The sequence below is a fragment of the Pseudomonas sp. NPDC096950 genome, assembly GCF_044762525.1.
Classification (GTDB): Bacteria; Pseudomonadota; Gammaproteobacteria; order Pseudomonadales; family Pseudomonadaceae; genus Aquipseudomonas.
The window spans coordinates 279929-301594 of the sequence record NZ_JBIWEL010000003.1 but is presented as its reverse complement, the minus strand read 5'-3'; the positions used below and the strand labels follow the sequence as shown (position 1 = coordinate 301594).

At 59.4% G+C, this 21666-nt stretch carries 18 protein-coding genes; 3 read left to right on the top strand and 15 right to left on the bottom strand.

Annotation, left to right across the window (positions count from 1 at the left end):
- Positions 1-19 precede the first annotated feature (19 nt).
- The 11 genes from ACIQY3_RS08455 to iolC all read right to left on the bottom strand — a co-directional run bounded on the left by ACIQY3_RS08455 (position 20) and on the right by iolC (position 14275).
- Positions 20-1585, bottom strand: a complete 1566-nt coding sequence (locus tag ACIQY3_RS08455; RefSeq protein ID WP_403018771.1) for a sugar ABC transporter ATP-binding protein — start codon at positions 1583-1585, stop codon at positions 20-22.
- Positions 1586-1655: 70 nt separating this feature from the next.
- Positions 1656-2582 carry a sugar ABC transporter substrate-binding protein gene (locus ACIQY3_RS08450; RefSeq protein ID WP_403018497.1) on the bottom strand — a complete coding sequence of 309 codons (927 nt, stop codon included), beginning with the start codon at positions 2580-2582 and terminating at the stop codon, positions 1656-1658.
- Positions 2583-2728: 146 nt separating this feature from the next.
- Positions 2729-3781: a Gfo/Idh/MocA family protein gene (locus tag ACIQY3_RS08445; protein WP_403018495.1), complete on the bottom strand. Its 1053-nt coding sequence runs from the start codon at positions 3779-3781 to the stop codon at positions 2729-2731.
- A 161-nt stretch (positions 3782-3942) separates the two neighbouring features.
- Positions 3943-4803: a sugar phosphate isomerase/epimerase family protein gene (locus tag ACIQY3_RS08440; protein WP_403018494.1), complete on the bottom strand. Its 861-nt coding sequence runs from the start codon at positions 4801-4803 to the stop codon at positions 3943-3945.
- Positions 4804-4955: 152 nt separating this feature from the next.
- On the bottom strand, positions 4956-5966 hold the full coding sequence (locus ACIQY3_RS08435) for a Gfo/Idh/MocA family protein (RefSeq protein WP_403018493.1): 1011 nt from the start codon (positions 5964-5966) through the stop codon (positions 4956-4958).
- Between the two features lie 42 nt (positions 5967-6008).
- On the bottom strand, positions 6009-7940 hold the full coding sequence (gene iolD, locus ACIQY3_RS08430; RefSeq protein ID WP_403018491.1) for a 3D-(3,5/4)-trihydroxycyclohexane-1,2-dione acylhydrolase (decyclizing): 1932 nt from the start codon (positions 7938-7940) through the stop codon (positions 6009-6011).
- Positions 7941-8096: 156 nt separating this feature from the next.
- On the bottom strand, positions 8097-8918 hold the full coding sequence (locus ACIQY3_RS08425; RefSeq protein WP_403018489.1) for a TIM barrel protein: 822 nt from the start codon (positions 8916-8918) through the stop codon (positions 8097-8099).
- 23 nt (positions 8919-8941) lie between these two features.
- Complete coding sequence (locus ACIQY3_RS08420; RefSeq protein WP_403018488.1) at positions 8942-10444, bottom strand: CoA-acylating methylmalonate-semialdehyde dehydrogenase; 1503 nt, start codon at positions 10442-10444, stop codon at positions 8942-8944.
- Between the two features lie 30 nt (positions 10445-10474).
- Entirely contained in the window at positions 10475-11284 is an 810-nt protein-coding gene (gene iolB, locus ACIQY3_RS08415) for a 5-deoxy-glucuronate isomerase (RefSeq protein WP_403018487.1), read from the bottom strand.
- The gene (gene iolE / locus ACIQY3_RS08410; protein WP_403018486.1) at positions 11284-12174 is read right to left on the bottom strand and encodes a myo-inosose-2 dehydratase; all 891 of its coding nucleotides are present in this window, start codon (positions 12172-12174) and stop codon (positions 11284-11286) included. Before iolE ends, iolB begins: the two co-directional genes overlap by 1 nt.
- A 163-nt stretch (positions 12175-12337) precedes the next feature.
- Positions 12338-14275, bottom strand: coding sequence for a 5-dehydro-2-deoxygluconokinase (iolC, locus tag ACIQY3_RS08405; protein ID WP_403018485.1), 1938 nt, complete (start codon positions 14273-14275; stop codon positions 12338-12340).
- 310 nt (positions 14276-14585) lie between these two features.
- On the opposite strand from iolC, the gene ACIQY3_RS08400 reads away from it, so the two are divergent.
- From ACIQY3_RS08400 to ACIQY3_RS08390, 3 genes are read left to right on the top strand one after another with little or no spacing between them, the layout of a single operon-like run.
- On the top strand, positions 14586-15506 hold the full coding sequence (locus ACIQY3_RS08400) for a MurR/RpiR family transcriptional regulator (protein WP_054052853.1): 921 nt from the start codon (positions 14586-14588) through the stop codon (positions 15504-15506).
- Positions 15507-15566: 60 nt separating this feature from the next.
- Positions 15567-16178 (top strand): glutathione S-transferase, encoded by a 612-nt coding sequence (locus ACIQY3_RS08395; protein WP_403018484.1) that lies wholly within the window; start codon positions 15567-15569, stop codon positions 16176-16178.
- A 25-nt stretch (positions 16179-16203) separates the two neighbouring features.
- Positions 16204-17307: a DNA alkylation repair protein gene (locus tag ACIQY3_RS08390; RefSeq protein WP_403018483.1), complete on the top strand. Its 1104-nt coding sequence runs from the start codon at positions 16204-16206 to the stop codon at positions 17305-17307.
- A gap of 207 nt (positions 17308-17514) precedes the next feature.
- On the opposite strand, the gene ACIQY3_RS08385 is transcribed toward ACIQY3_RS08390, so the two are convergent.
- The 4 genes from ACIQY3_RS08385 to ACIQY3_RS08370 form a co-directional block, all read right to left on the bottom strand.
- Complete coding sequence (locus ACIQY3_RS08385; RefSeq protein ID WP_403018482.1) at positions 17515-17883, bottom strand: DUF6124 family protein; 369 nt, start codon at positions 17881-17883, stop codon at positions 17515-17517.
- A 508-nt stretch (positions 17884-18391) separates the two neighbouring features.
- On the bottom strand, positions 18392-18604 hold the full coding sequence (locus ACIQY3_RS08380; RefSeq protein WP_403018481.1) for a DUF4287 domain-containing protein: 213 nt from the start codon (positions 18602-18604) through the stop codon (positions 18392-18394).
- 97 nt (positions 18605-18701) lie between these two features.
- A complete protein-coding gene (locus ACIQY3_RS08375) occupies positions 18702-20183 on the bottom strand; it encodes a hypothetical protein (protein ID WP_403018479.1) in 1482 nt (493 codons plus the stop codon).
- An 89-nt stretch (positions 20184-20272) separates the two neighbouring features.
- On the bottom strand, positions 20273-21637 hold the full coding sequence (locus ACIQY3_RS08370) for a hypothetical protein (protein WP_403018478.1): 1365 nt from the start codon (positions 21635-21637) through the stop codon (positions 20273-20275).
- Positions 21638-21666: the final 29 nt, after the last annotated feature.

Sequence of the window (21666 nt, the reverse complement as noted above, 5' to 3'; positions counted from 1 at the left end):
CAGCCACCGCCGACATCAATTAGTGAACCGCGGACATACCCGAGGCCAGTTGCATCACCCGTTCCTGGGTCGCTTCGCTGCGGTCGAGGGTGCCCATCAGGTCGCCCTCGTGCATGACCATCACCCGGTCGCTCATGCCGAGCACTTCCGGCAGTTCCGAGGAAATCATGATCACCGCCATGCCTTCGCTGGCGAGGTAGGAGATCAGCCGATAGATCTCGGCCTTGGCGCCGACATCGATGCCCCGGGTCGGCTCGTCGAGGATCAGGATCCGCGGATTGGTCATCAGCCAGCGCGCCAGCAAGGCTTTCTGCTGATTGCCGCCGGACAGGGTGTCGATGCACTGCTCCAGCGACGGGGTCTTGACCCGCAGCTTCTTGCACATGTCTTCGCACAACACCCGCAAGGCTTTCTGCTGGATGAAACCGTGACCGGCGTAATGCGGCAGCACGGCCATTTCCATGTTTTCCAGGACCGACAGGCACGGGAACAGGCCACTGAGCTTGCGATCCTCGGTCAACAGCGCGAAGCCCTTCTCGATCGCCATGTGCGGATCGCTGATGCGCACCACCTCGCCGTCGAGGCGAATCTCGCCGCCGTCGCTGGGGGTGATGCCGAAAATCGCTTCGGCAACGTTAGTCCGCCCGGACCCCATCAACCCGGCAAGCCCAAGAATCTCCCCGGCATGCAAGTCAAAGGACACGCCTTTGAAAATCCCGTCGAGCTTGAGGTCGCGCACCGACAGCAGCAGATCGCCAATCGGCTTCTCGCGCACCGGGAACAACTGGCTCAGCTCGCGGCCGACCATCATTGAAATCAGGCTGTCGCCGTCCATGCTGTCGGCCCGTTGCAGGCCGATGTAGGCACCGTCGCGGAACACCGCCACTTCATCGGCGATGGCGAACACTTCGTTCATTTTGTGGGTGATGTAGATGATGCCTTTGCCCTGACTCTTGAGGTCGGCAATGATCGAGAACAGGTGGGCCACTTCCTTGTCGGTGATGGCCGAGGTCGGTTCGTCCATGATCAGCACGTCGGAGTCGTAGGACACAGCTTTGGCGATCTCGACCATCTGCCGCTCGGCGATGCTCAGGTTGCCGACCTGCTCTTCCGGGTCGAGGTTGATGCGTAGGCGTTCCAGCAGTTTCGCGGTGCAGCGGTGCATTTCGCGGTGATCGATCATGTGCAGGCCGTTGAGCTGTTCGCGACCGATCCAGATGTTTTCGGCGATGCTCATGTGCGGCATCAGGTTGAGTTCCTGGTGAATCATCGCGATCCCGGCCTGGAGCGCCGACAGCGGCGTGTCGAACACCACCGGTTTGCCCCGCAGGCGAATCTCACCGGCATCCGGCTGATAGATGCCGGCGATGATTTTCATCAGGGTCGATTTGCCCGCGCCGTTCTCGCCCATCAGGGCCAGCACCGAGCCTGGGCGCACCCGCAGTTGCACATCGGACAAGGCCACCACACCGGGAAAACCCTTGCTGACGTTGATGATCTCCAGCAGGTACGGCTCATCGACAGGTGTTGCGGTTGGCTGGCTACCCACCAACGGGGTGCTCGAAGCAGTCGCTGAAGCGAACATGATCAGGTACTCCATCAGCAAGGTCACCGTGGCAACCTTGCGTGCTTATTGTTGTTATTGAACGGACGGACTATTTGAAGGTGTCGACGTTTTGCGGAGTGATCAGGCGATACGGCACCCAGACGTTCTGTTCCACCGCCTCGTTCTTGGCCATTTTCACCGCCGTGTCGATGGAACCGTCCGCCTGACCCTTGGCGTCCTGGAACACCGAGACCGCCATGTTGCCTTTCTTGATCGCGTTCAAGCCGTCCGGCGTACCGTCGACCCCGGCAATCAGCACCGTGCCTTTGTCAACGCCGGCCTGACTCAGGGCCATCGCGGCGCCAATCGCCATTTCGTCGTTGTTGGCCACCACCGCGTCAAACTTGCGGCCCTGGGTCAGCCAGTCGTTGACCAGGGTCATGCCTTTATCCCGCAACCAGACGCCGGTCTGCTCCTGCTCGATCTTGATGTTCGGGTACTTGGCCAGCACCTCTTTGACGCCTTTGGTGCGGTTGGTGGTGGAGTTGTTCGCCAGGTCGCCCAACAGAATCACGATGTCGCCCTTGCCGCCCATTTTGTCGGCCAGGTATTGCATCTGCATTTCACCGGCCTCCAGGTCGTTGGACGCGACAGTGACCACGCCTTTGGGCAGTTTCAGGTCATCCGGGCGGCGGTTGACGTAGACCAGCGGAATGCCGGCCTTGACAGCGGCTTCAGTGATTTTCTTGGTGGCGGCGGTGTCCACCGGATTGACCACGATGGCATCGACTTTCTGGCTGATGAAGCTTTCCACCTGGCTCAGCTGCTTGACCACATCGCTGCGGGCATCTTCGAATTGCAGTTGCACGCCATCGGGGTAGGACTTGGCTTTCTTGTCCATGGATTCGCGCAGGTAGGTCAGCCAGGTGTCGTCGAACTGGGACATGCTCACGCCGATCTTCATATCAGCCAATGCAGCGCCGCTGGCGAACATCAGGGACAGGGCAAGTGAGGCGAAACGGATCTGGGTCTTCATGAAAAGTCTTTCTCCACATTCTTGTTGGTTTTATGGATAAAGCGTGTCGATTTCAGTCAGTAGCAAAAGCGTGAAACGTATCGCGAGGCAGTCGCTGGAAATGACTCTATTGGAATATAATTTCTATATCAACTCATTTTAGAATTTTATTCTGATTTTATTCCACGGGCATCGAACTGACCTAATTCCACCACTTGATGGCGCTCGGCACTCAATCGCGCCGCGTCCAGAACACGGGTGGCCGCCAGTGCATCACGGGCCTCGACCGGCAGTGGGCCACCGCTCTGCAACGCGGTTTGTAGCTGTAAATAGAACTGGTTCCAGCAACCGCGTTCGGACGGAACGCGCTCGCGTACTTCGCCCTGTTCAAACCAGCCCCAGCGCCGGTGCTCTTCGACGCCCCAGCGTTCGCCTTCGGTTTTCGGTGAGAGCCCGGCCAGCGCCAGGGCCTCCTGCCCGTCCAGGCCATCGACGCTGTAGCAACCCTGGGTGCCGGTGACCCGAAAGCGCGGTCCGGGGGTGTTTTGCAGGCAACTGCCGCCCAGGTGCGAGGTGACGCCGCTGGCGTGGGTCAGTGACATAAAGAAGCCGTTATCAAAGGCCTGGCCTTTTTCCAGGTACTCCAGCTCGGCATACACCTGCGTCACCGGGCCGAACAGCAGCAACGCCTGGTCCACCAAGTGGCTGCCCAAATCCCGCAGGAAACCGCCGCCACTGGGGTTGTTCACCGCTTGCGGCGCGTAGCGTTCGATGCGCGATTCGAAACGGGTGACTTGTCCTAGCGCGCCGGACTCGATGAGTTTGCGCACGGTGAGGAAATCCGAATCCCAGCGCCGGTTCTGGTAGACGCTGAGCCGCACGCCCTGGCGCTCGGCCATGGTGATCAGGGTTTGCGCCTGCTGCGCATCGGCGGCGAACGGTTTGTCGCTGACCACCGCCACCCCGTGCTCGATGCCGTCAAGCACCAGCGCCGGACGGCCCTTGAGCGGCGTGGACACCACCAGCACATCAATCCCGGCTTCCACCAGTTGGCCGATGCTGTCGAAGGCCGGCACGTTGGGGTGTTCGGCAGCGAGCAACTGTCGGCGCTCCGGGGAACGGGTGACCACGCCAACAAACGTGGCGCCCGGCAGACTGCTGAGCAGCGGAGCATGGAAAAACCGGCCGCCATGGCCGTAACCGACAAGTCCGATACGCATGTGTGCATTCCTTCTTATTGTTATATGAGCCGCTCACTGGATGCCCCTAATCCCTGTGGGAGCGGGCTTGCTCGCGAAGGCGGTGTGTCAGCCAACGAAGATGTTGGATGGGATACCGCTTTCGCGAGCAAGCCCGCTCCCACAAGGGGTTTGTGTGGGGCTTAGCGACAGAGCTCGCTTTTGACCCGTTCGAGCATCATCCGGTTGGACTCGTCCGGCCGGTCTTCCCAGGCGAACACCGACACCGTGGCGATGCCGTCGAACTTAATCTCGCGCAACGTGCCAAAAAACGCGTCCCAATTGACCTCGCCCTGGCCGATGTCCAGATGCTGATGCACGGTGGCCACCACCCCCGGCGGGTTGACGATATAGCGCAAGCCCGAAGAAGCCTTGTGGTTGTAGGTGTCGGCGATGATCAAGTGGCTGAGCTTGGAGCCGGCGTACTTGAGCATCGAGGCGATATCGCCGACGCCGTCGTCATAGAAAAACGTGTGCGGCGCGGCGTAGAGGTAGTTGATCCAGTCGCGATCGAGGCCGCGAATGATGTCCACCGACTCGTTGTTGCGCTCGCAGAAGTCATACGGATGCGCCTGGATATCGAGCTTGATGCCCTCGCGTTCGAACTCGGGGATCAACTCGTCCATGGAGCGCATGAACTGGTTCTCGCACACCAGCGGGTTGTCCGACTGGCCGGTGAATTCGGTGTTGACCAGTTCGCAATCCATTTCCACGGCAATCTGGATCGCGCGCTTCCAGTTGCGCACGGCGGCGATCCTCAGGCCCTCGTCGGCGGCGGCCCAGTGGTACATCGGTAATAAGGAAGAGAGTTTGACCCCGGTGTCGCTCAGGGCTTTGCGAAATTCCTTGATCCGCGCCTTGTCCACGCGCGGGGCTTTGTAGAACGGCAGGAAGTCTTCGCGGGGGGACAGTTCGATATGTTCGTAGCCGAGTTCGGCGACTTTATCGACCATCTTGCCCAGGGACAGCGTGCGGTACATGTAGGGGTCTAGTGCGATGCGCATTTTATTGTTCTCCTTCACTTGGCACTGATCGTTCCCACGCTCTGCGTGGGAATGCCGCCATGGACGCTCTGCGTCCGCTCTTGGGACGCGGAGCGTCCCGGGATGCATTCCCACGCGGAGCGTGGGAACGATCAATCACATTGGGTCTGGGGTTAGCCGTAGAAGCGTGGGCGCTCTGGCAGGCCGACTTTGACGATCTGGCCGCTGTTTTGTGCTTCGATGCACTTGTCCGCCGCCACCGCCGCCGCGAAGCCGTCCCATGCCGACGGGCCGCCGACTTGACCGGCACGCACACCGTCGATAAACGCCTGCAACTCCACGTCATACGCCGCGATAAACCGATCCTTCCAGTCCATCAGAATCGCGTTCGACAGCTTCGCACCACTGCGCAATTGCACCTGTTGCGGTTCCGGCAACTTGGCGATGCCGGTCTCCCCCACCACTTCACACTGGATGTCGTAGCCGTACTGGCAGTTGACGAACACTTCCACGTCGATGCGCGTGCCCTTGGCCGTTTCCAGCAGGACAATTTGCGGGTCTTTGAGGTGCGCGAGGGCTTTGCTGGACTTGCGCGGGAATACCACTTGCACCGAAACGTAGTCGTCGTCGAGCAACCAACGCAACACGTCCAGTTCATGGATCAGGGTGTCGGTGATCGCCATGTCGGTCTTGTAGTTTTCGCCTACGGTCGGGTTGCGGTGCGCGCAGTGCAGCATGAGCGGCTCGCCGATCTGGCCGCTGTCGATCACCGCTTTGAGGGCACGATAGCCTTCATCGTAAGGACGCATGAAACCGACCTGCACCAAGCGCTTGCCTTGGGCCACTTCGGCCTCGACGATCTTGCGGCAACCTTCGGCGGTGACGGCCAGGGGCTTCTCGCAGAACACCGGTTTGCCCGCCGCGATGGCAGCCAGCACGAACTCTTCGTGGCTCGGGCCCCAAGAGGTGACGAGGATAGCCTCGACCTCTGGCGCCTTGATCAGCGCGTGGCCGTCGGGGTAGACCTCGGCGGTCAGCTTCAGGTCGGACACGACTTTCGCGGCTTGCTGCAAATTGATGTCGGTGACGGCAACCACCTGGCTATTGAGCAAGGTCTGGCTGCAACGACGGATATGGTTCTGGCCGATGGCCCCGGTGCCGATGACGCCAAGCTTCAATGACATAAAGATTCTCCTGCGAAAAATTGTTGTTGGTTTCAGGGGCAATCAGTACTGACGGGCCTTGGCCAGTCGTTCGTTCAGGGTCTTGGCCACCGCGTCGGTGCGAGCGCTGGTGGAGACTTGCGCCACGCCGACCCGCCACCACGACAGGTATTTGTGAATCATCGTCTTGGGCAGCACCTTGATATCGATCAGGGTCGAGACAGTCTGCAACCGCGCATCCGCCAGCGCCGCTTGCAGCTCTTCAACGGTGTTCACCTTGTAAGTCTTGCAGCCGTAGGCCGCCGCGCTCATGGCGAAATCCACCGGCACGAAGCCGCCATCGAGCTTGCCGGTTTCCGGGTTGCGGAAACGGAACTCGGTGCCGAAGCTGTCCATGCCATGTTCCATTTGCAGGTTGTTGATGCAGCCAAAGGTCATGTTGTCCAGCAGCACCACGTTGATCTTGCGCCGCTCCTGAATCGAGGTCGCCAGCTCCGAGTGCAGCATCATGTAGGAGCCATCGCCCACCAGCGCATAGACCTCGCGATCCGGTTCGGCAAGCTTCACGCCCAGTGCGGCGTTGATCTCGTAACCCATGCACGAATAACCGTACTCGACGTGATAGGTGTTCACGCCCTTGCTGCGCCAGCTGCGCTGCAAGTCGCCGGGCAGGCTGCCGGCGGCGGCGACGATCACCGCGTCATCGGCCAGGGTTTCGTTGAGCACGCCGAGCACACGGCTCTGGGTCAGGCAGGAACCGGTCAGCTCGATAAACTCGCGCAGCACGGCCGGGTCCATGTGGTCGTTGATTTCCGGGACGAAATCCTTGGCCTGGTACTCGACCTGATAGATGCGATCGACTTCCTCATCCAGTTGCGCCTTGGCCTGGCGCGGTTGATCGCCCCAGCTCGAACGGTAATCGCCCAGTGCATCGGCGAGCGCCAGCAAACCGGACTTGGCGTCGGCGAGCAGTTGCACGCCGTCGAGTTTCAGCGCATCGCACGGGCTGATATTGAGGTTGAGGAATTGCACCTCGGGATGTTGGAACAAGGATTTCGACGCGGTGGTGAAGTCGCTGTAGCGAGTGCCGATGCCGATGATCAGGTCAGCGTCTTTCGCCAGCAGGTTCGCCGCCAGGCAACCGGTTTCGCCGATGCCACCGACGTTAAGCGGATGGCTCGACACCACCGCGCTTTTGCCGGCCTGGGTTTCAGCGAACGGAATATCGAAGCGTTCGGCAAACGCCTGCAACGCGGCGTTGGCCCCGGAATAACGCACCCCGCCACCGCAAATAATCAGCGGTTTGCGCTTGCCTTTGAACAGCGCCAACGCGTCGCCGAGCATGGCTTCGGTGGCCGGACGCCGCTCGATGCGGTGCACGCGTTTTTGCAGGAAATAATCCGGGTAGTCGTAGGCTTCGGCCTGCACGTCTTGGGGCAAGGCCAGGGTCACGGCGCCGGTTTCGGCGGGGTCGGTGAGCACGCGCATGGCGTGGATCGCTGCGGTCATCAGTTGCTCGGGACGGTTGATGCGGTCCCAGTATTTGCTCACGGCTTTGAAGGCATCGTTGGTGCTGATGCTCAGGTCGTGGAACTGTTCGATCTGTTGCAGCACCGGGTCCGGCTGGCGACAGGCGTAGACATCGCCGGGCAGCAGCAATAAAGGAATGCGGTTGGCGGTGGCCGTGGCGGCAGCAGTCAACATATTGGCCGCGCCGGGGCCGACCGATGAAGAGCAGGCGTAGATCTTGCGCCGCAGGTGTTGCTTGGCGAAACCGATGGCGGCATGGGCCATGCCTTGTTCGTTGCGGCCCTGATGCACGATCAGGTCGCCGCTGTCCTGCTCCAGGGCCTGGCCCAGGCCGAGCACGTTGCCGTGGCCGAAAATGGTAAAGACTCCGGCGACGAATTTGCTCTGGACGCCATCGACCTCGATGTACTGGTTATCGAGGAATTTCACCAGGGCCTGGGCCATGGTCAGTCTTGTAGTGGTCATGCTTGCACCTTCCTTTGAAGCCAAATCCGGTGTGTGCCTTGAAATGCGCCCCCTGTGGGAGCGGGCTTGCTCGCGAAAGCGGCGGCACATCCAACATTGATGTCGCCTGACACTCCGCATTCGCGAGCAAGCCCGCTCCCACAGGGGGGATCTTCATTAGCCTTGAGAGTTTTGCAGGTGGTTCATGCTCGCGCCGATCGCCTGTTCGATATCCGCCAGGCCATGCACGCTGTCGGCGAACGGTTCGAACGACAGGTAGCCGCCATAACCGCTGCCCAGCAAGGTTTCGATCTGCGCGGCATTGCCAAGGATGTCGCCCTCGCCCACCAGCACCCGATGACCGTCGCGAATGCTGTTCAGCGGCGCTTCGGCATCCTCGACGCCAGAGATATGCACCAACCCGGTCAGCTCAGGGAAAAACTCCTGCTCACCGGCCAGGTGATGGTGAAAGGTGTCATGCACCAGGCGAAACACATCCAGCCCACCAATCGCCTTGATCGCCTCCACCGCCGGACGTTTGCGCCGCAGCGAACACTCTTCAAACCCCAGCGGCTCGATAAACCCGAGAATCCCGTGATCGCGCAGGATCGGCGCCAGTTCAGTCAACGCCGTGCGCAACCCCGAGGCACGTTCCGCTTCGTTGCGCGAATCGGCGCGATCATTTAAAGGGCACATCACCAGCCCTTGCGCACCGCAATCCCGGGCATACGCCGCCAGTTTCAACGCCTGGGTCCGGCGCTCGTCATTCCACACATCAAACGGGTACAGCGCGTTGATCGACAGCACGGTGATGCCTTTGGCCGCGCACAACTCACGCACCGCTTCCGGCGCGGTGCCGTCTTCGATCTCGATGCCTTTGAGGTCGTTGCGGATCTCGATGGCGTCGGCCTTGAGGGTCACCGCCAGGTCGATAAACGCCGGCAGGGACAAACGGGGGGCGACCATACGGTTCAGGGCGAAACGCAGGGGCTTGCTCATTATTGTTGTTCTCCGCAGGTGAATTATTTGGCGGTTGGCATGCTGAATTCAGGGCCCTTGGCGATGCTGTCAGGCCAACGCTGCATCACGCTTTTGTAGCGGCTGTAGAAGCGGATGCCTTCTTCGCCATACGCGTGGTGGTCGCCGAACAACGAGCGCTTCCAGCCGCCGAACGAGTGCCAGGCCATCGGTACCGGGATCGGCACATTGATGCCGACCATACCGACCTTGATCGTGCGGGCAAACGCGCGGGCAATGCCGCCGTCGCTGGTGAAGCACGACACACCGTTGCCGAATTCGTGGGCGTTGATCAACGCCACGGCGCTGGCAAAATCCGGCACGCGGACGATGCCCAGCACCGGGCCGAAAATCTCTTGCTGGTAGATGCTCATCTCGGGCGTGACGTTATCGAACAGCGTCGCGCCGACGAAGAAACCGTTCTCGGCGCCGGGCACCTTGAAGTGGCGGCCATCGACGATCAATTGCGCGCCCTGTGTCACGCCTTCACCGATAAAGCCTTCGACCTTGGCCTTGTGTTCGGCCGTCACCAACGGCCCCATGTCGCTGTCACCCTGCATGCCGTTGCCGACCTTGAGCTGATCAATGCGCGGCAGCAACTTGGCAATCAATTGGTCGCCGACATCGCCCACCGCCACCGCAATCGAGATCGCCATGCAACGCTCGCCGGCGGAGCCATAAGCGGCGCCAATCAAGGCGTCGGCGGCTTGATCCAGATCCGCGTCGGGCATGACGATCATGTGGTTCTTCGCCCCGCCCAACGCCTGCACACGTTTGCCACGAGAGGTGGCTTGCTGGTGGATGTACTCGGCAATCGGCGTCGAGCCGACAAAGGAAATCGCCTCGATGTCCGGGTGTTGCAGCAACGCATCCACCGCGACTTTATCGCCCTGGACCACGTTGAACACACCGTCCGGCAACCCGGCTTCGGTGAGCAAACGCGCCATCAGCAAACTGGCGGACGGGTCGCGCTCGGACGGCTTGAGGATGAAGCAGTTACCGGTCACCAGCGCCAGCGGGATCATCCACAGCGGCACCATCACCGGGAAATTGAACGGCGTAACCCCGGCGCACACGCCCAGTGGCTGACGCAGGTTCCAGTTGTCGATACCGCCGCCGATGTTGTCGCTGAAATCGGTTTTCAGCAGGTTTGGCGCACCGCAGGCGTACTCGACGATTTCGATGCCGCGAGTGACTTCGCCCTTGGCGTCGGACAGGACTTTGCCGTGTTCGCGGCTGATGATTTCCGCCAGTTCGTTGTGGTGGCGGTCGAGCAGTTCCTTGAACTTGAACATCACCCGGGAGCGACGCAGGGACGATTGCTCAGACCACGCCGGAAAGGCTTGCAGGGCCGAGGCCACGGCTTCGTCGACGGTCTTCTCGCTCGCCAATCCGACCCGCGCCTGCACCGCGCCGGTGGCCGGGTTGAACACATTGCTGAAGCGTTCGCTGCCGTTGTCTTGCACCTGGCCATTGATGTAATGGCCTAAAACCGGGGTGTTGCTCATTGTTCTTGTTCTCCGTGTAAATGTTGAAATTCAGAGATCCAGAAGCCAGCTATGTTGCGGATCGTTATGGAACTGCCAGACGCGTTTCGGCCCAGCCATCACGTTCAGGTAATACGACTCGTAGCCATACGGCACGCTGACCGGGTGATACCCCTTGGGCACCACCACAAGGTCGCTGTTTTCCACGGCCATGGCCTGATCGATGCTGCGGTCGTCGGTGTAGACCCGCTGGAACACAAAGCCCTGGGGCGGGTTGATCTGGTGGTAGTAGGTTTCTTCGAGAAAGCTCTGGTGCGGCAGGTCGTCGGTATCGTGCTTGTGCGGCGGATAGCTCGACGAGTGCCCGGACGGCGTGCGCACTTCCACCACCAGCAGCGAATGGGCGGGCTCGGTGTCCGGCAGGATGTCGCAGACGTAACGGGTGTTCGCGCCTTTGCCGCGCACGCTGCGCTTCATGCTTTCGGGTTTGATCAGGCGTGGGCCAAGGTTGTCGGCGGTTGAGCCGGGCGCGGCGCACACGGCGATTTGCACATCGCTGAGCGCCACCACTTGCGCCTGACTGCCCGGCGGCAGGTACGCGGCGTACGGGGATTTGTCTTCGAACACCGATTGGCGATCGCCGAGGTTGTCCCAGTCGAACGCGCCCTGCCCCGGCGCTTCGCCCTTGATGCTGACGCGACCGCTGAGCAGCACCAGGCACAGTTCTTTATCGCCCGCGCTGACGGGCAAGGTTTCACCGAGGCTCAAGCGGTAGGCGGCGAAACCGACGTATTCCAACTCACCTTTGCCCAGCTCGACCATGGTCCGGCCACGGGCATTGCTTTTAACCAGCAGGCTCATCACTTAATCCTCTCGTCGAGCAGTGAGCGCAAGGTGTCGAAGCCTTTCTTGGCGTAGACATAACTTGGCGCGACTGCCGGATCCTGTTCGGCTTCGACCACCAGCCAGCCGTGGTAATCGGCGGCCAACAGCACATCGAGCAATGCGCCGAAGTCGATGTCGCCATCGCCGGGCACGGTGAACGTGCCGTTGATGATGCAGTCCGGAAAACTCCACAAGTGGTTGCGCGCCAGTTGCACCACCGGTTTGCGCACGTCCTTGAAATGCACGTGGCAGATGCGTTCGATGTGCTTGCGCAGCACCTGCAACGGTTCGCCGCCGCCCATGTAGCAATGGCCCGAATCGAACAGCAGGCCGACTTCGCTGCCGGTCAGGGCCATCAATTTATCGATGTCCGCCGGGGATTCGACGTAGGCGCCCATGTGATGGTGATACGCCAGGCGCACGCCTTGGGACAGGGTAAAACGCGCCAGTTCGGTGAGTTTGTCGGCGTACTCTTGCCAGGCTTGTTCGGTGTGGAAACGCGGGCGCTCGACCAGTGGAATGCGCTGGCCCTGGATCGAGTCGGCGACTTCGCCGTAGACCAGCACCTTCGCGCCGTTCTTCGCCAGCAGCTCGACATGGCTGCCGATGGCGTCGATTTCCTCGGCCACGGAACGGCGGGCCAGACGGCTGGAATACCAGCCGGACACCAGCGCCAGATCGTAAGGCCGCAGCACGTCACCGACGCCTTTGGCATCCTTGGGGAATTTACCGTTGAGTTCGAAACCTTCGTAGCCGATTTCCTTGCCTTCGCTCAACGCCGTGCTCAGCGGCGTCTCGCCACCAAGGGACGGCAGGTCGTCGTTGCTCCAGGAGATCGGGTTGATGCCAATTCGGATAGCGGGCATGGCTGCACCTTTTATTGTTTTTACAAATCTGTAAGACCGACGCTGAACCCCTTGTGGGAGCGGGCTTGCTCGCGAAGGCGGTGTATCAGGCGACACATGGGTTGAATGTGCCGGCCTCTTCGCGAGCAAGCCCGCTCCCACAAGGTGGTTTTGCAGTGTTTGGTCAGGCGCGGGCGGTGCGCCAGGCGTCGATCAGTTCGACAAACGTGCCCTGCACCTGGCGGATCAACGTTTCATCGTCGATTTCCCCCGCCATCCACGCCCTACTCGGCTCCTGGAAAATCGTGCGGCCCACGGCAAACCCGCGACAGGTCCGGCTCTGGCTGGCCTGTTGAAAGCCTTCGGCCAATGCCGCCGCCGGGGCATTCAGGCCCAGCAGCACCACGCCACGGCAGTACGGGTCGCGCTCCTGAATCAGTTCGTCGAGCTGTTTCCACTCCTCGGCACTCTGCGCTTCGATCTTCCACCACGCCGGGTAGATGCCCAGGTTGTAGAGGCGTTTCAGTGCGCGATAGAGCACGTCCGGATGGGTCGACGGGTGATCCTTGGGCGGGATGATTTCCAGCAGCAATTCATGACCGCTGACCTGGGACGCCTGGTACAAACCCTTGATCTGCGCTTCCTGCTCCAGACGCAACAGTGGCTCGTCATCCGGGTGGAATTGCACCAGGCACTTGATGATTTGTTCTTGTGGCCAGGCAATCAGGTTGCTGCCGATGGAGCGCCCGTGCTCGAAGGCCAATGGCCGCGAACCCTGGACTTCCACCGGCCGCGCCACCCACCAGCCACGGCCGGTGGCGGCGTTCAGGGAGTCCTGGCCAAAGCGTTGATCCGCCAGTAGCCCGACATCGGCTTCGATGCCTTGGGTGCGCAAATCAGCCTCTACCCGTTCCACGGCTTTAATAAACAGTTGCTTGAGTTCGCCGATGGCGTTGAGGTCGCGACCGCCCTTGTGCGCCAGTTCCACCAGTTGCCCGCGATGGTCGAAGGCGAAGATGAACAGTTGTTTCCACTGTTTGCGCGGCACGCTGACCTGGTGCAGGCGTTGCAGCGTGACGTCCTGATCCGGCCGCGTGATCGGCACCGGGCTGTTGAACAGATAGTCGAGTTCAGCGCGGGTCGGCATCGCCGGGGCGCAGGCGTGGCGCGACACCACCAGACCACCGCAGGCATTGGCCAATTGGCAGCAACGCTCGTCGCTGGCGTCTTCCAGCCAACCGGCGAGAAAACCCGACATAAAGGCATCGCCGGCGCCCAGCACGTTGAGCACTTCGACGCGCACGCCGGGGTAGATCGCGCCATCTTCGAGACGCACCGGAATCACCCCGTGAATCACCGTGCAACCTTGCGGGCCGAGCTTGACCACCAACGTCGCGTCACTCAGACGCCGCACGTTGCGCAACGCGGTGAGCAAATCCTCGGAACCACCGGCAATCAAAAACTCTTCTTCGGTGCCGACGATCAGGTCAAAACGCGGGAGGATTTTCTGCACATGCTGACTGACGTTCTGGTCGGCGACGAAACGGGTTTCGCCGTCAGCCTTACCGGCCAGGCCCCACAGCACCGGGCGATAGTCGATGTCTAGAATGCGTTTGACGTTGTGCTTCTCGGCGTAGTCCAGGGCCTGGATGCTCGCCTTGTACACGCCGTCGGTGGAGAAATGGGTGCCGGTGATCAGCAAGGCTTTGCTGGAGGCAATAAAGGCTTCGCTGATGTCTTCGGCCCGCAGCGCCATGTCGGCGCAGTTTTCGCGGTAGAACACCAACGGAAAGGTTTCGCGGTCCTTGAGGCCCAGCAGGACCATGGCGGTCAGGCGCTCCGGATCGACCTTGATGCCGCTGACATCACAACCTTCGCGGGCCAGGGATTCGAGGAGGAAGCGGCCCATGTGGTCGTCGCCGACCCGGCTCAGCATCGCCGACTTGAGGCCCAGGCGTGCGGTGCCGAACGCGATGTTGGCGGAGGATCCACCGAGGTACTTGGCGAAGCTTGAAACATCTTCCAACCGCGCCCCGACTTGCTGCGCATAGAGGTCGACGCCAAGGCGCCCCAGGCAAATCAGATCCAATTGACGCCCACTGGCAAAACGAGTCTGGCCCATGCTGGCTCCTGTTATTTTTATCAGCCTGCGTTCGGGACGCTGGACGTGCCGAACACTCTTGGTGGATGCAGACTAAAACGACCGGGACCGAACAATCAATATTTATTCTATATATTTTTTACGTGGAATATTTTTTCCAATAAACTCCGGTACGAGCGTTCCAGAGGCAGTGCATCGTTTCAGCAGGCGGCTTGCCGACGGCAAGCTCAAGATTTTATTCCGGCCTACCCTGTAGACTGCGCACAGCCAACCTATTGTCAGGGGATGACCGATTCGTCATTCCTATAAGAACAAGCCAGAAGGATTTCCTATGTCCCGCACCGATCAGCCGGCTACGACCGAGAGCACGCCCGAGAGCGACCTCCAGAGCCCACCGATCAATGCCGAGCGATTGCTGCAGCTGATCACCAACGAATACGAAAGCCTGCCGCGCCAGCTCAAACGCATCGCCAGCTACATGAGCCAGCAGAGCGACCGGATCATGGTCGATCGCATCAGCGACATCGCCCGGGAATGCGAAGTGCACCCGTCGGCCATCGTGCGCTTCTCCCAGCGCTTCGGTTTCAGCGGTTTCAGCGAGATGCAGGCGTTGTTCCGCGAGGCGTACACCCACAAGACCACGCCGGTGCAGAACTACCAGCAGCGCATCCGCAGCATGATCGCCAACAAGTCGCAGAAGGCCAGCGGCGGCGACCTCGCCCGCGAATGCGTCAACGCCACGCTGTCGGGCATCGAACGCCTGGGCATGGAACTCGACGATGTCGCCTTCGACAAAGCCGTGGATCTTGTGGTGAATGCCGACAACATCTACGTGGTCGGCGTGCGCCGTTCGTTCGCGGTGGCGGACTACCTGGTTTACAACCTGCAACACACCAACAAGCGCATTCACCTGGTGTCCGGCCTCGGCGGCAGCTACCGCGAGCAGATGCGCAGCGTGCGCGCCAATGACTTGGTGATCGCCATCAGCTTCACGCCCTACGGCAAAGAAACCCAACACTGCCTGCGCATCGCCCAGCACCACCAGGCGAAAACCCTGATCATCACCGACAGCAATCTTTCGCCCCTGGCCAAGCGGGCGAGCACGGTGTTGCTGGTGAATGAAGGGAGTTCGTTTGCGTTCCGGTCGTTGAGTGCGACGTTGTGTTTGTGTCAGGCGTTGTTTATTGCGGTGGCGTATCGGTTGGAACTGAAGGTGGATGAGATTCATGAGCAGGTTGGTTTCGAGGACTGACAATTCCTTCAGGCTCGGCTAGGTTATGCCCTCCCCCGGTTCGACTTGAAGGAACGCGTCATGAAACTGATCGGCATGCTGGATTCTCCTTACGTGCGGCGTGTGGCGATTTCCGCCAGACACTTGGGCATCGATCTTGAGCACGAATCGGTGTCGGTGTTCAGGCATTTCGAGCAGTTCCAGCAGATCAATCCGGTGGTCAAGGCGCCGACGCTGATACTGGATGACGGCGAGGTGTTGGTCGATTCGACGCTGATCATCGACTACCTGGAAGCGTTGGCCGGGCCTTCGAACAGCCTGATGCCGAGTGATCTGAAGCAGCGTCTGCGTTCGTTGCGGGTGATCGGGCTGGCGTTGGCGGCGTGCGAGAAGTCTGTGCAGCTTTACTACGAACGTAATCTGCGGCCGGCGGACATTCAGCATCAGCCGTGGGTTGAGCGGGTTGAAGGGCAACTTGCCGCAGCCTATTCGGCGCTGGAACGGGAGCTTTCGAAGCAACCATTGCCGGGTGGTTCCGAGATTGCGCAGGACGGAATTACCGTCGCAGTCGCCTGGAGTTTCACCAACCTCGTGGTGCCGGATCAGGTCGACGCCTCACGCTTCCCGCAGATCGCTGAATTCACCGCCCAGGCGGAAAAGCTTGAGGCGTTCATCGCTACCCCGATAACCTGAGCCGCCCTTCTTCACGGATTCGCTCATGACCGCCGCTGAAACCCCTGCCCCGGCGCTGAAGGAAATCTTCAACGCCGAGCGCCTCAAGCACATCGCGACCGAAATGACGGCGGTCTACCCGGCGTTCAACGCCAAGGCCTTTCTGAAAATGGCCAATGAAGGCCTCGCTGAGTTGTCGATCATGCAGCGCATGGCGCGGGTGAGTGAGTGCCTGCATGCGGTGTTGCCGCTGAATTTCGAAGAATCCCTTGAAGTGCTGCGCGCCCTCGCCCCGCGTCTGAATAGCGGATTTGTCAGCATCTCGTTGCCGAATTATGTGGCGATGTACGGCGCGCATGACTTTGAGCAGTCAATGGATGCGCTGAAGTTTTTCACCTCGTTCGGTTCTTCCGAATTTGCGATCCGGCACTTTCTGCGCAGTGATCTTGAGCGCTCATTGGCGCTTATGCAGGTGTGGTCGCGGGATAAAAACGAACATGTGCGGCGCTTGGCCAGCGAAGGCAGCCGTCCGCGTTTACCGTGGTCGTTTCGCCTGGAACCGATTCAAGCAGACCCGACATTGGCGGCGGCGATTCTCGATAATCTCAAAGCGGATGAAAGCCTTTACGTGCGCAAGTCCGTGGCCAATCACCTCAACGACATCACCAAGGATCACCCGGAGTGGGTGCTGGATTTGATCGAGGGCTGGTCGCTGGAGAACAAGCACACCGCGTGGATTGCCAAACATGCGCTGCGCAGTTTGATCAAACAGGGCAATCAGCGGGCGTTGGCGGTGATTGGCGCGGGTGGCAAGCCTGAGGTTGAGATTGTCGGGGTGAAGGTTGAGCCGGCGGTGATTCGGCTGGGGGAGAAAGTCACGCTTTCGTTTAGCGTGAAATCCACTGTGGCGGCGAGTCAGCGGCTGGTGATTGATTATGCGATTGATTATGTGAAGGCCAATGGTGGGACTTCGGCGAAGGTGTTCAAGCTAAAGACCCTCACCCTGCCTGGGTATGCCAGTGAGCTCGTCAGTCGCGGGCAGCAGATCAAGGAGCTGACCACGCGTAGGCATTACGCGGGCGCGCATGCTGTGCACATCATGGTGAATGGTGAGTTGTTGGCCAGCACCTCTTTCGAAATCCTTCCCTGATTTCAAGTCTGATCGCGGACCACTGTGGCGAGGGAGCTTGCTCCCGCTGGGCTGCGAAGCGGCCCCAAATCGGTCATCGAGTTCTTTCTGGAACACCGCGACAGCTTTATTGGGGCTGCTGCGCAGCCCAGCGGGAGCAAGCTCCCTCGCCACAAAAGTGTTCAAGTGCAGTGAGGGAGTCGCCTCCCTCACTCGGGTGCCTGGCTGCTAACCAGGCTTGTGGTTATCCAGTACGCGATTGACCGCCATCTCACCGATCAACAGCGACCGATGCATCACCAGCATCGTATGGCGTCGCGGGCCGTCTTCCAGTTCGGCGAGGTCGATGAGCATCTTGCGCACCGATGACACCGACTCATAAGCCTCGACCAGCAACGTTTCGTCATCCACCGCTGCGTCGATGGTGAGGAAGGTGCCGGACCTGCGGGGCGGTATCTGCGTTTTCGTCGCCCCGGGGTTGAGGTAATGGCTGAGCGCGCGGTCGGCGGCTTCTTTCATTTTCTTGGGGTCAAGATTGAAAGTGACGTCGAACGGTACTGGATTGGTATTCGGGGGGTTGGGCGTTACTTTGAACATGGATGGAACCTTCACTTAGAGTATTAAGGAGCCATCACCCTTCGCTACCAAACGTTGGGTGGCGGCCATGCGTGGGTTGGTAGACCGGTCTAAGTGAGAAACCCGGCGCTCACAAAGGAGCCCCACGCATAACCACCATAAAAGGTGACGCCATGCGGTTCACTTAAAGGCGGGCTACCAAACCCGATCACTGTTTTGCAGTGACCCGGAAACGATATCGCCCACCCCACAGCCGCACAAGCCGGCGGATTCTGGCGTACGCGTAGGCAACGACGCAAGGCGTTGTAGCCGCTTATGACGTAACACCGAGTGTCTTTAAACATGCGCCGTTAACATGTTTATGCGGTGCCGGATCGGACGCCTTCGCGAGCAAACCCGCTCCCACAGGGGATATGTGTCGGCCGCACATCTTGCGAACAACACCAGAACCAATGTGGGAGCGGGCTTGCTCGCGAAGACGGCAGCACGTCCACCTGCATGTAACTACATGCCACTTACATAGCACTCACTACTTAACACTCGCCAAATAATGCGCCACCAACGCATTCGCATGGCCATGCCCCATTCCATGCTCATCTTTCAGCCAAGCCACCATTTCCATATGCTTCTTGCCGCTCACTGTCCCGAGCAATCCCAGCCAGTGGCTGATGGGCTGGCCGTACTTTTTCTCGATTGACGGGAAGTACGACGCCGGGCCTTTCAGTTTTGTCTCTTCGGTCATGCTGCAAGCTCCCTTTATCGCGACGGAGTGTCGGATAACGCTCCTTGTCGGCATGAAATAGAGTGGATGCAAAGCGTTATCCCGACAACCATCGGCCTTAGAATTCAGACGATTTCACACCCACCACACGAAACGGTCCGGAGGTCACTGATGACCGTACCCATTTACTTCCGTCATATTCAATGACGGTGCCACGCTCATTATGAACAGGGATTAAATTCATCAAAAACTTGACGCCCGGTGTATATCGATACATCGCGGTGAGTGCCGTGGATACTTCTTCACTAAAGGGTGGCCCTGTCAGCCCGTTGGCCTTCAACCAACTTACCCCGGCCGCGGCATCCAAGGCTGTAGGTGAAATCTGCAGATTGAACGTTTTTATTTGGTGCCGAGCAATAAACGATTGGGTCTGCCCGCTTCCATCAACTGCAGTTATCGTGGCATCGCCTGGGTTTTTTCGGCTGGTGACACACATATCACCGCGCATTTGTGCCGACACAATATCGGGTTGTGAGGAACTGCACTGATAGGGAGGCGTTCCATCCGCCCAATACTCGAGGGTAAATACGGGTGTTTTACCGGTTGCCGTAAGCTGAGTTGATCGCACCCATCGTGAAGTAAGAATACTCGTGCCAGTCTGGAACCTGAATGCCTTGGCTGTGCCCACCGCCTGATCGGCCGCGTTATAGGAGAAGTTGGCAGTCCCCGCCGAGGAAGTGGGCAACGTCAGACGGATGATCGGCACGGTGATGTGCGGGTTAGTGGAATTGTAGAAATCCTGTTGATTGTATCGGGCGTCTGCCAGGGCCGTACCTGGCCCTCCCTGTACGTAAAAGAACGCCATCAGTGGCAGTGTATTGGGCCGACCGGCCGCCCAGGTTTTTATCACGATCTCGTTTTGCTCACCGAAACCAGTAGCGCCAAGTAAACCCTTCGCCCGCACGAATTGGTAAAACGCCGGCCCGGCCAAGGCGTTTCGTTCGTCTCGGATATCGAAACTGCATTGGCGGATATTCCTTTCTGTGGGCGAACTGTTCCAGATAGTCATCCATTGTTCGGCGGTGGTCACCCCCACGCTCTGGCAAGCCCCGCTTTGGTTTGGAAAAGAGGCGTGATAGCCGCAAGGCGAGGTTCGATTCCAATTCCAGGCATCCATTGGATAAGCACACATGTAATCGACATCAATCTTGTCCGCCGGAGCTTCAAAAATCGGGTAAAAAATCAGGCCATTGGTATTACCCCAGGCCAATTGCCCAAAGTTGGAGTCGGCGCGCAAATAGGAAAATGACACACCGCCGCTGGCCACTGAAGTCGGGCTGGGATCCCATACTTTATAGGTATTGGCCGGGTCTTTGACCGTGACGCGCAGGGTCACGCCAGAACACAGGAATGCCGGCTGCGAGTCCGAGTTGTTGCAATTGGGAAATCGACGCCCATACAACGTATTGAGTTGAGCGGCAACTTCCGGCCCCGCTAGTGTTTGGCTTAAGGGTGTTATCGGAACGGCTGTATCAATAACGGGTTGTTGGGTGCAACCGGCCATCAAAGCCACTAATAAAAGTGCAATTATTTTACGCATGACAATGTCCTTGCCTGAATACAGCGCCATGGGATCAGCCGTGTTCAAGCCTGATTACTTACGGGGTAGGTTGAAGGTCAGGCACAACGCTACAGGCGCACTCTCAAACACCAGGAAAACTGGATAAGTTCACCTGTGTCGGTTTTTCTTAGCGTGTAATTGAAGATGACGTCCTTGTTCATGTTCTCCGTCAGCCAGCTCGAGGGCACGGCAATATCCATGTAATCCGCGCGATTGATATAGATCTCCGCCGAATCCCTGATAACAGTGCCATGCAGCCTCAGTCGCACTCTGTACTCGCCAACCAATACCGGGAAATACACACGGGCATTATTCCTGCCGGCATTAAGTGTTGGCTCTGGAAGATGAAGCGGTTGAGTGGTGACATTGACCCCCAGCGATCTGGATGGGTGCTCTTCACTCGTACCGGGCAGCCTGACGGTGTAGTAGAACGTCATCAGATTTCCGATGGAATCAATTACTTCCAGCCGTGGTACGAGAAAGGTCAAGGTTTGACCGGCGACTTGTATGGTCTGGATCTCTGAACCGTAGGTATTTCTGCGTCCGATGCAATACAACTTCACGGTTTGCCCAGGTGCGGAACCGGTGTAGTTGACCGTCACGGTAGCGAACTGCGCTTCGTAAAAGTCTTTCTGGAAGTTCAGGCGTGTACCACCGGCTTCCCTGGCTTCCAGCACGACCGGCGCTCGCAAGTCCAAGTCCACGCGCCCCAGATGAATATCGATATTGACGGTCGAGGATAATCCACGATTACCTAGCTGATCCGTGGCGGTGAAATAGAACGGTGCCGCAGGGTTGTCGCCGGCCTCGCGGAAAAAATCGAGGTCGAGCGTAATCAAAACGGGAGAGGTTTGCCCAGCCGCGACCGGTTGACTGACGGTGGCGGAATTGCCGGTCAGGCGAACCGTATCAAAAGCATGTGGCGTACTGTAATGGCATTCGCAACCCCCCCCCCGCGCGGCGCGTTCGGCACTCACACCGTCCCTCACCACATCGGGGGGCAGGACTAGGCGCAAAGCCGAGGGCCCCGGGCGATAGAACAACACATTCATCGGGTCTGATTCGTCGTGGTTACCGCTGATGCGTCTAACCCTGTACTGAAGTTGGTTGACCCCGTTGCGCAGCGTGCCTACAGGTATATAGAGGTCAATTCGATTGCTCTCTTCGCCTTTCTGGACGGTTTTACCGTCCACGGGCAAGTCGTCGTTATTGACGTGGAGGCTGACATGATCTCCTTCGGCCAACACCGCGAACACAGTATCTGGCCATGGGTCGATTACGCATTGCATTCCTTTTTCGGGATTGTCCAGCTCGGCGACCCGAATCGAGACCCCACCATGCGCCAGGTCGGGAGGCTGAACCGGACTTACCCAGCCGGGAATGGTGAAAAAGGGCAACTCGAGGATGCCTGGTACGTTTGATGGCTTGTCCATGGTGTGCTCCTGTCGATGTGATAGCCCGC

Excerpts from the sequence above, each read along its gene's own strand:
- ACIQY3_RS08455 (WP_403018771.1), bottom strand. The coding sequence starts at position 1,585 with ATGTTCGCTTCAGCGACTGCTTCGAGCACCCCGTTGGTGGGTAGCCAG.
- ACIQY3_RS08450 (WP_403018497.1), bottom strand. The coding sequence starts at position 2,582 with ATGAAGACCCAGATCCGTTTCGCCTCACTTGCCCTGTCCCTGATGTTC.
- ACIQY3_RS08445 (WP_403018495.1), bottom strand. The coding sequence starts at position 3,781 with ATGCGTATCGGACTTGTCGGTTACGGCCATGGCGGCCGGTTTTTCCAT.
- ACIQY3_RS08440 (WP_403018494.1), bottom strand. The coding sequence starts at position 4,803 with ATGCGCATCGCACTAGACCCCTACATGTACCGCACGCTGTCCCTGGGC.
- ACIQY3_RS08435 (WP_403018493.1), bottom strand. The coding sequence starts at position 5,966 with ATGTCATTGAAGCTTGGCGTCATCGGCACCGGGGCCATCGGCCAGAAC.
- iolD (WP_403018491.1), bottom strand. The coding sequence starts at position 7,940 with ATGACCACTACAAGACTGACCATGGCCCAGGCCCTGGTGAAATTCCTC.
- ACIQY3_RS08425 (WP_403018489.1), bottom strand. The coding sequence starts at position 8,918 with ATGAGCAAGCCCCTGCGTTTCGCCCTGAACCGTATGGTCGCCCCCCGT.
- ACIQY3_RS08420 (WP_403018488.1), bottom strand. The coding sequence starts at position 10,444 with ATGAGCAACACCCCGGTTTTAGGCCATTACATCAATGGCCAGGTGCAA.
- iolB (WP_403018487.1), bottom strand. The coding sequence starts at position 11,284 with ATGAGCCTGCTGGTTAAAAGCAATGCCCGTGGCCGGACCATGGTCGAG.
- iolE (WP_403018486.1), bottom strand. The coding sequence starts at position 12,174 with ATGCCCGCTATCCGAATTGGCATCAACCCGATCTCCTGGAGCAACGAC.
- iolC (WP_403018485.1), bottom strand. The coding sequence starts at position 14,275 with ATGGGCCAGACTCGTTTTGCCAGTGGGCGTCAATTGGATCTGATTTGC.
- ACIQY3_RS08400 (WP_054052853.1), top strand. The coding sequence starts at position 14,586 with ATGTCCCGCACCGATCAGCCGGCTACGACCGAGAGCACGCCCGAGAGC.
- ACIQY3_RS08395 (WP_403018484.1), top strand. The coding sequence starts at position 15,567 with ATGAAACTGATCGGCATGCTGGATTCTCCTTACGTGCGGCGTGTGGCG.
- ACIQY3_RS08390 (WP_403018483.1), top strand. The coding sequence starts at position 16,204 with ATGACCGCCGCTGAAACCCCTGCCCCGGCGCTGAAGGAAATCTTCAAC.
- ACIQY3_RS08385 (WP_403018482.1), bottom strand. The coding sequence starts at position 17,883 with ATGTTCAAAGTAACGCCCAACCCCCCGAATACCAATCCAGTACCGTTC.
- ACIQY3_RS08380 (WP_403018481.1), bottom strand. The coding sequence starts at position 18,604 with ATGACCGAAGAGACAAAACTGAAAGGCCCGGCGTCGTACTTCCCGTCA.
- ACIQY3_RS08375 (WP_403018479.1), bottom strand. The coding sequence starts at position 20,183 with ATGCGTAAAATAATTGCACTTTTATTAGTGGCTTTGATGGCCGGTTGC.
- ACIQY3_RS08370 (WP_403018478.1), bottom strand. The coding sequence starts at position 21,637 with ATGGACAAGCCATCAAACGTACCAGGCATCCTCGAGTTGCCCTTTTTC.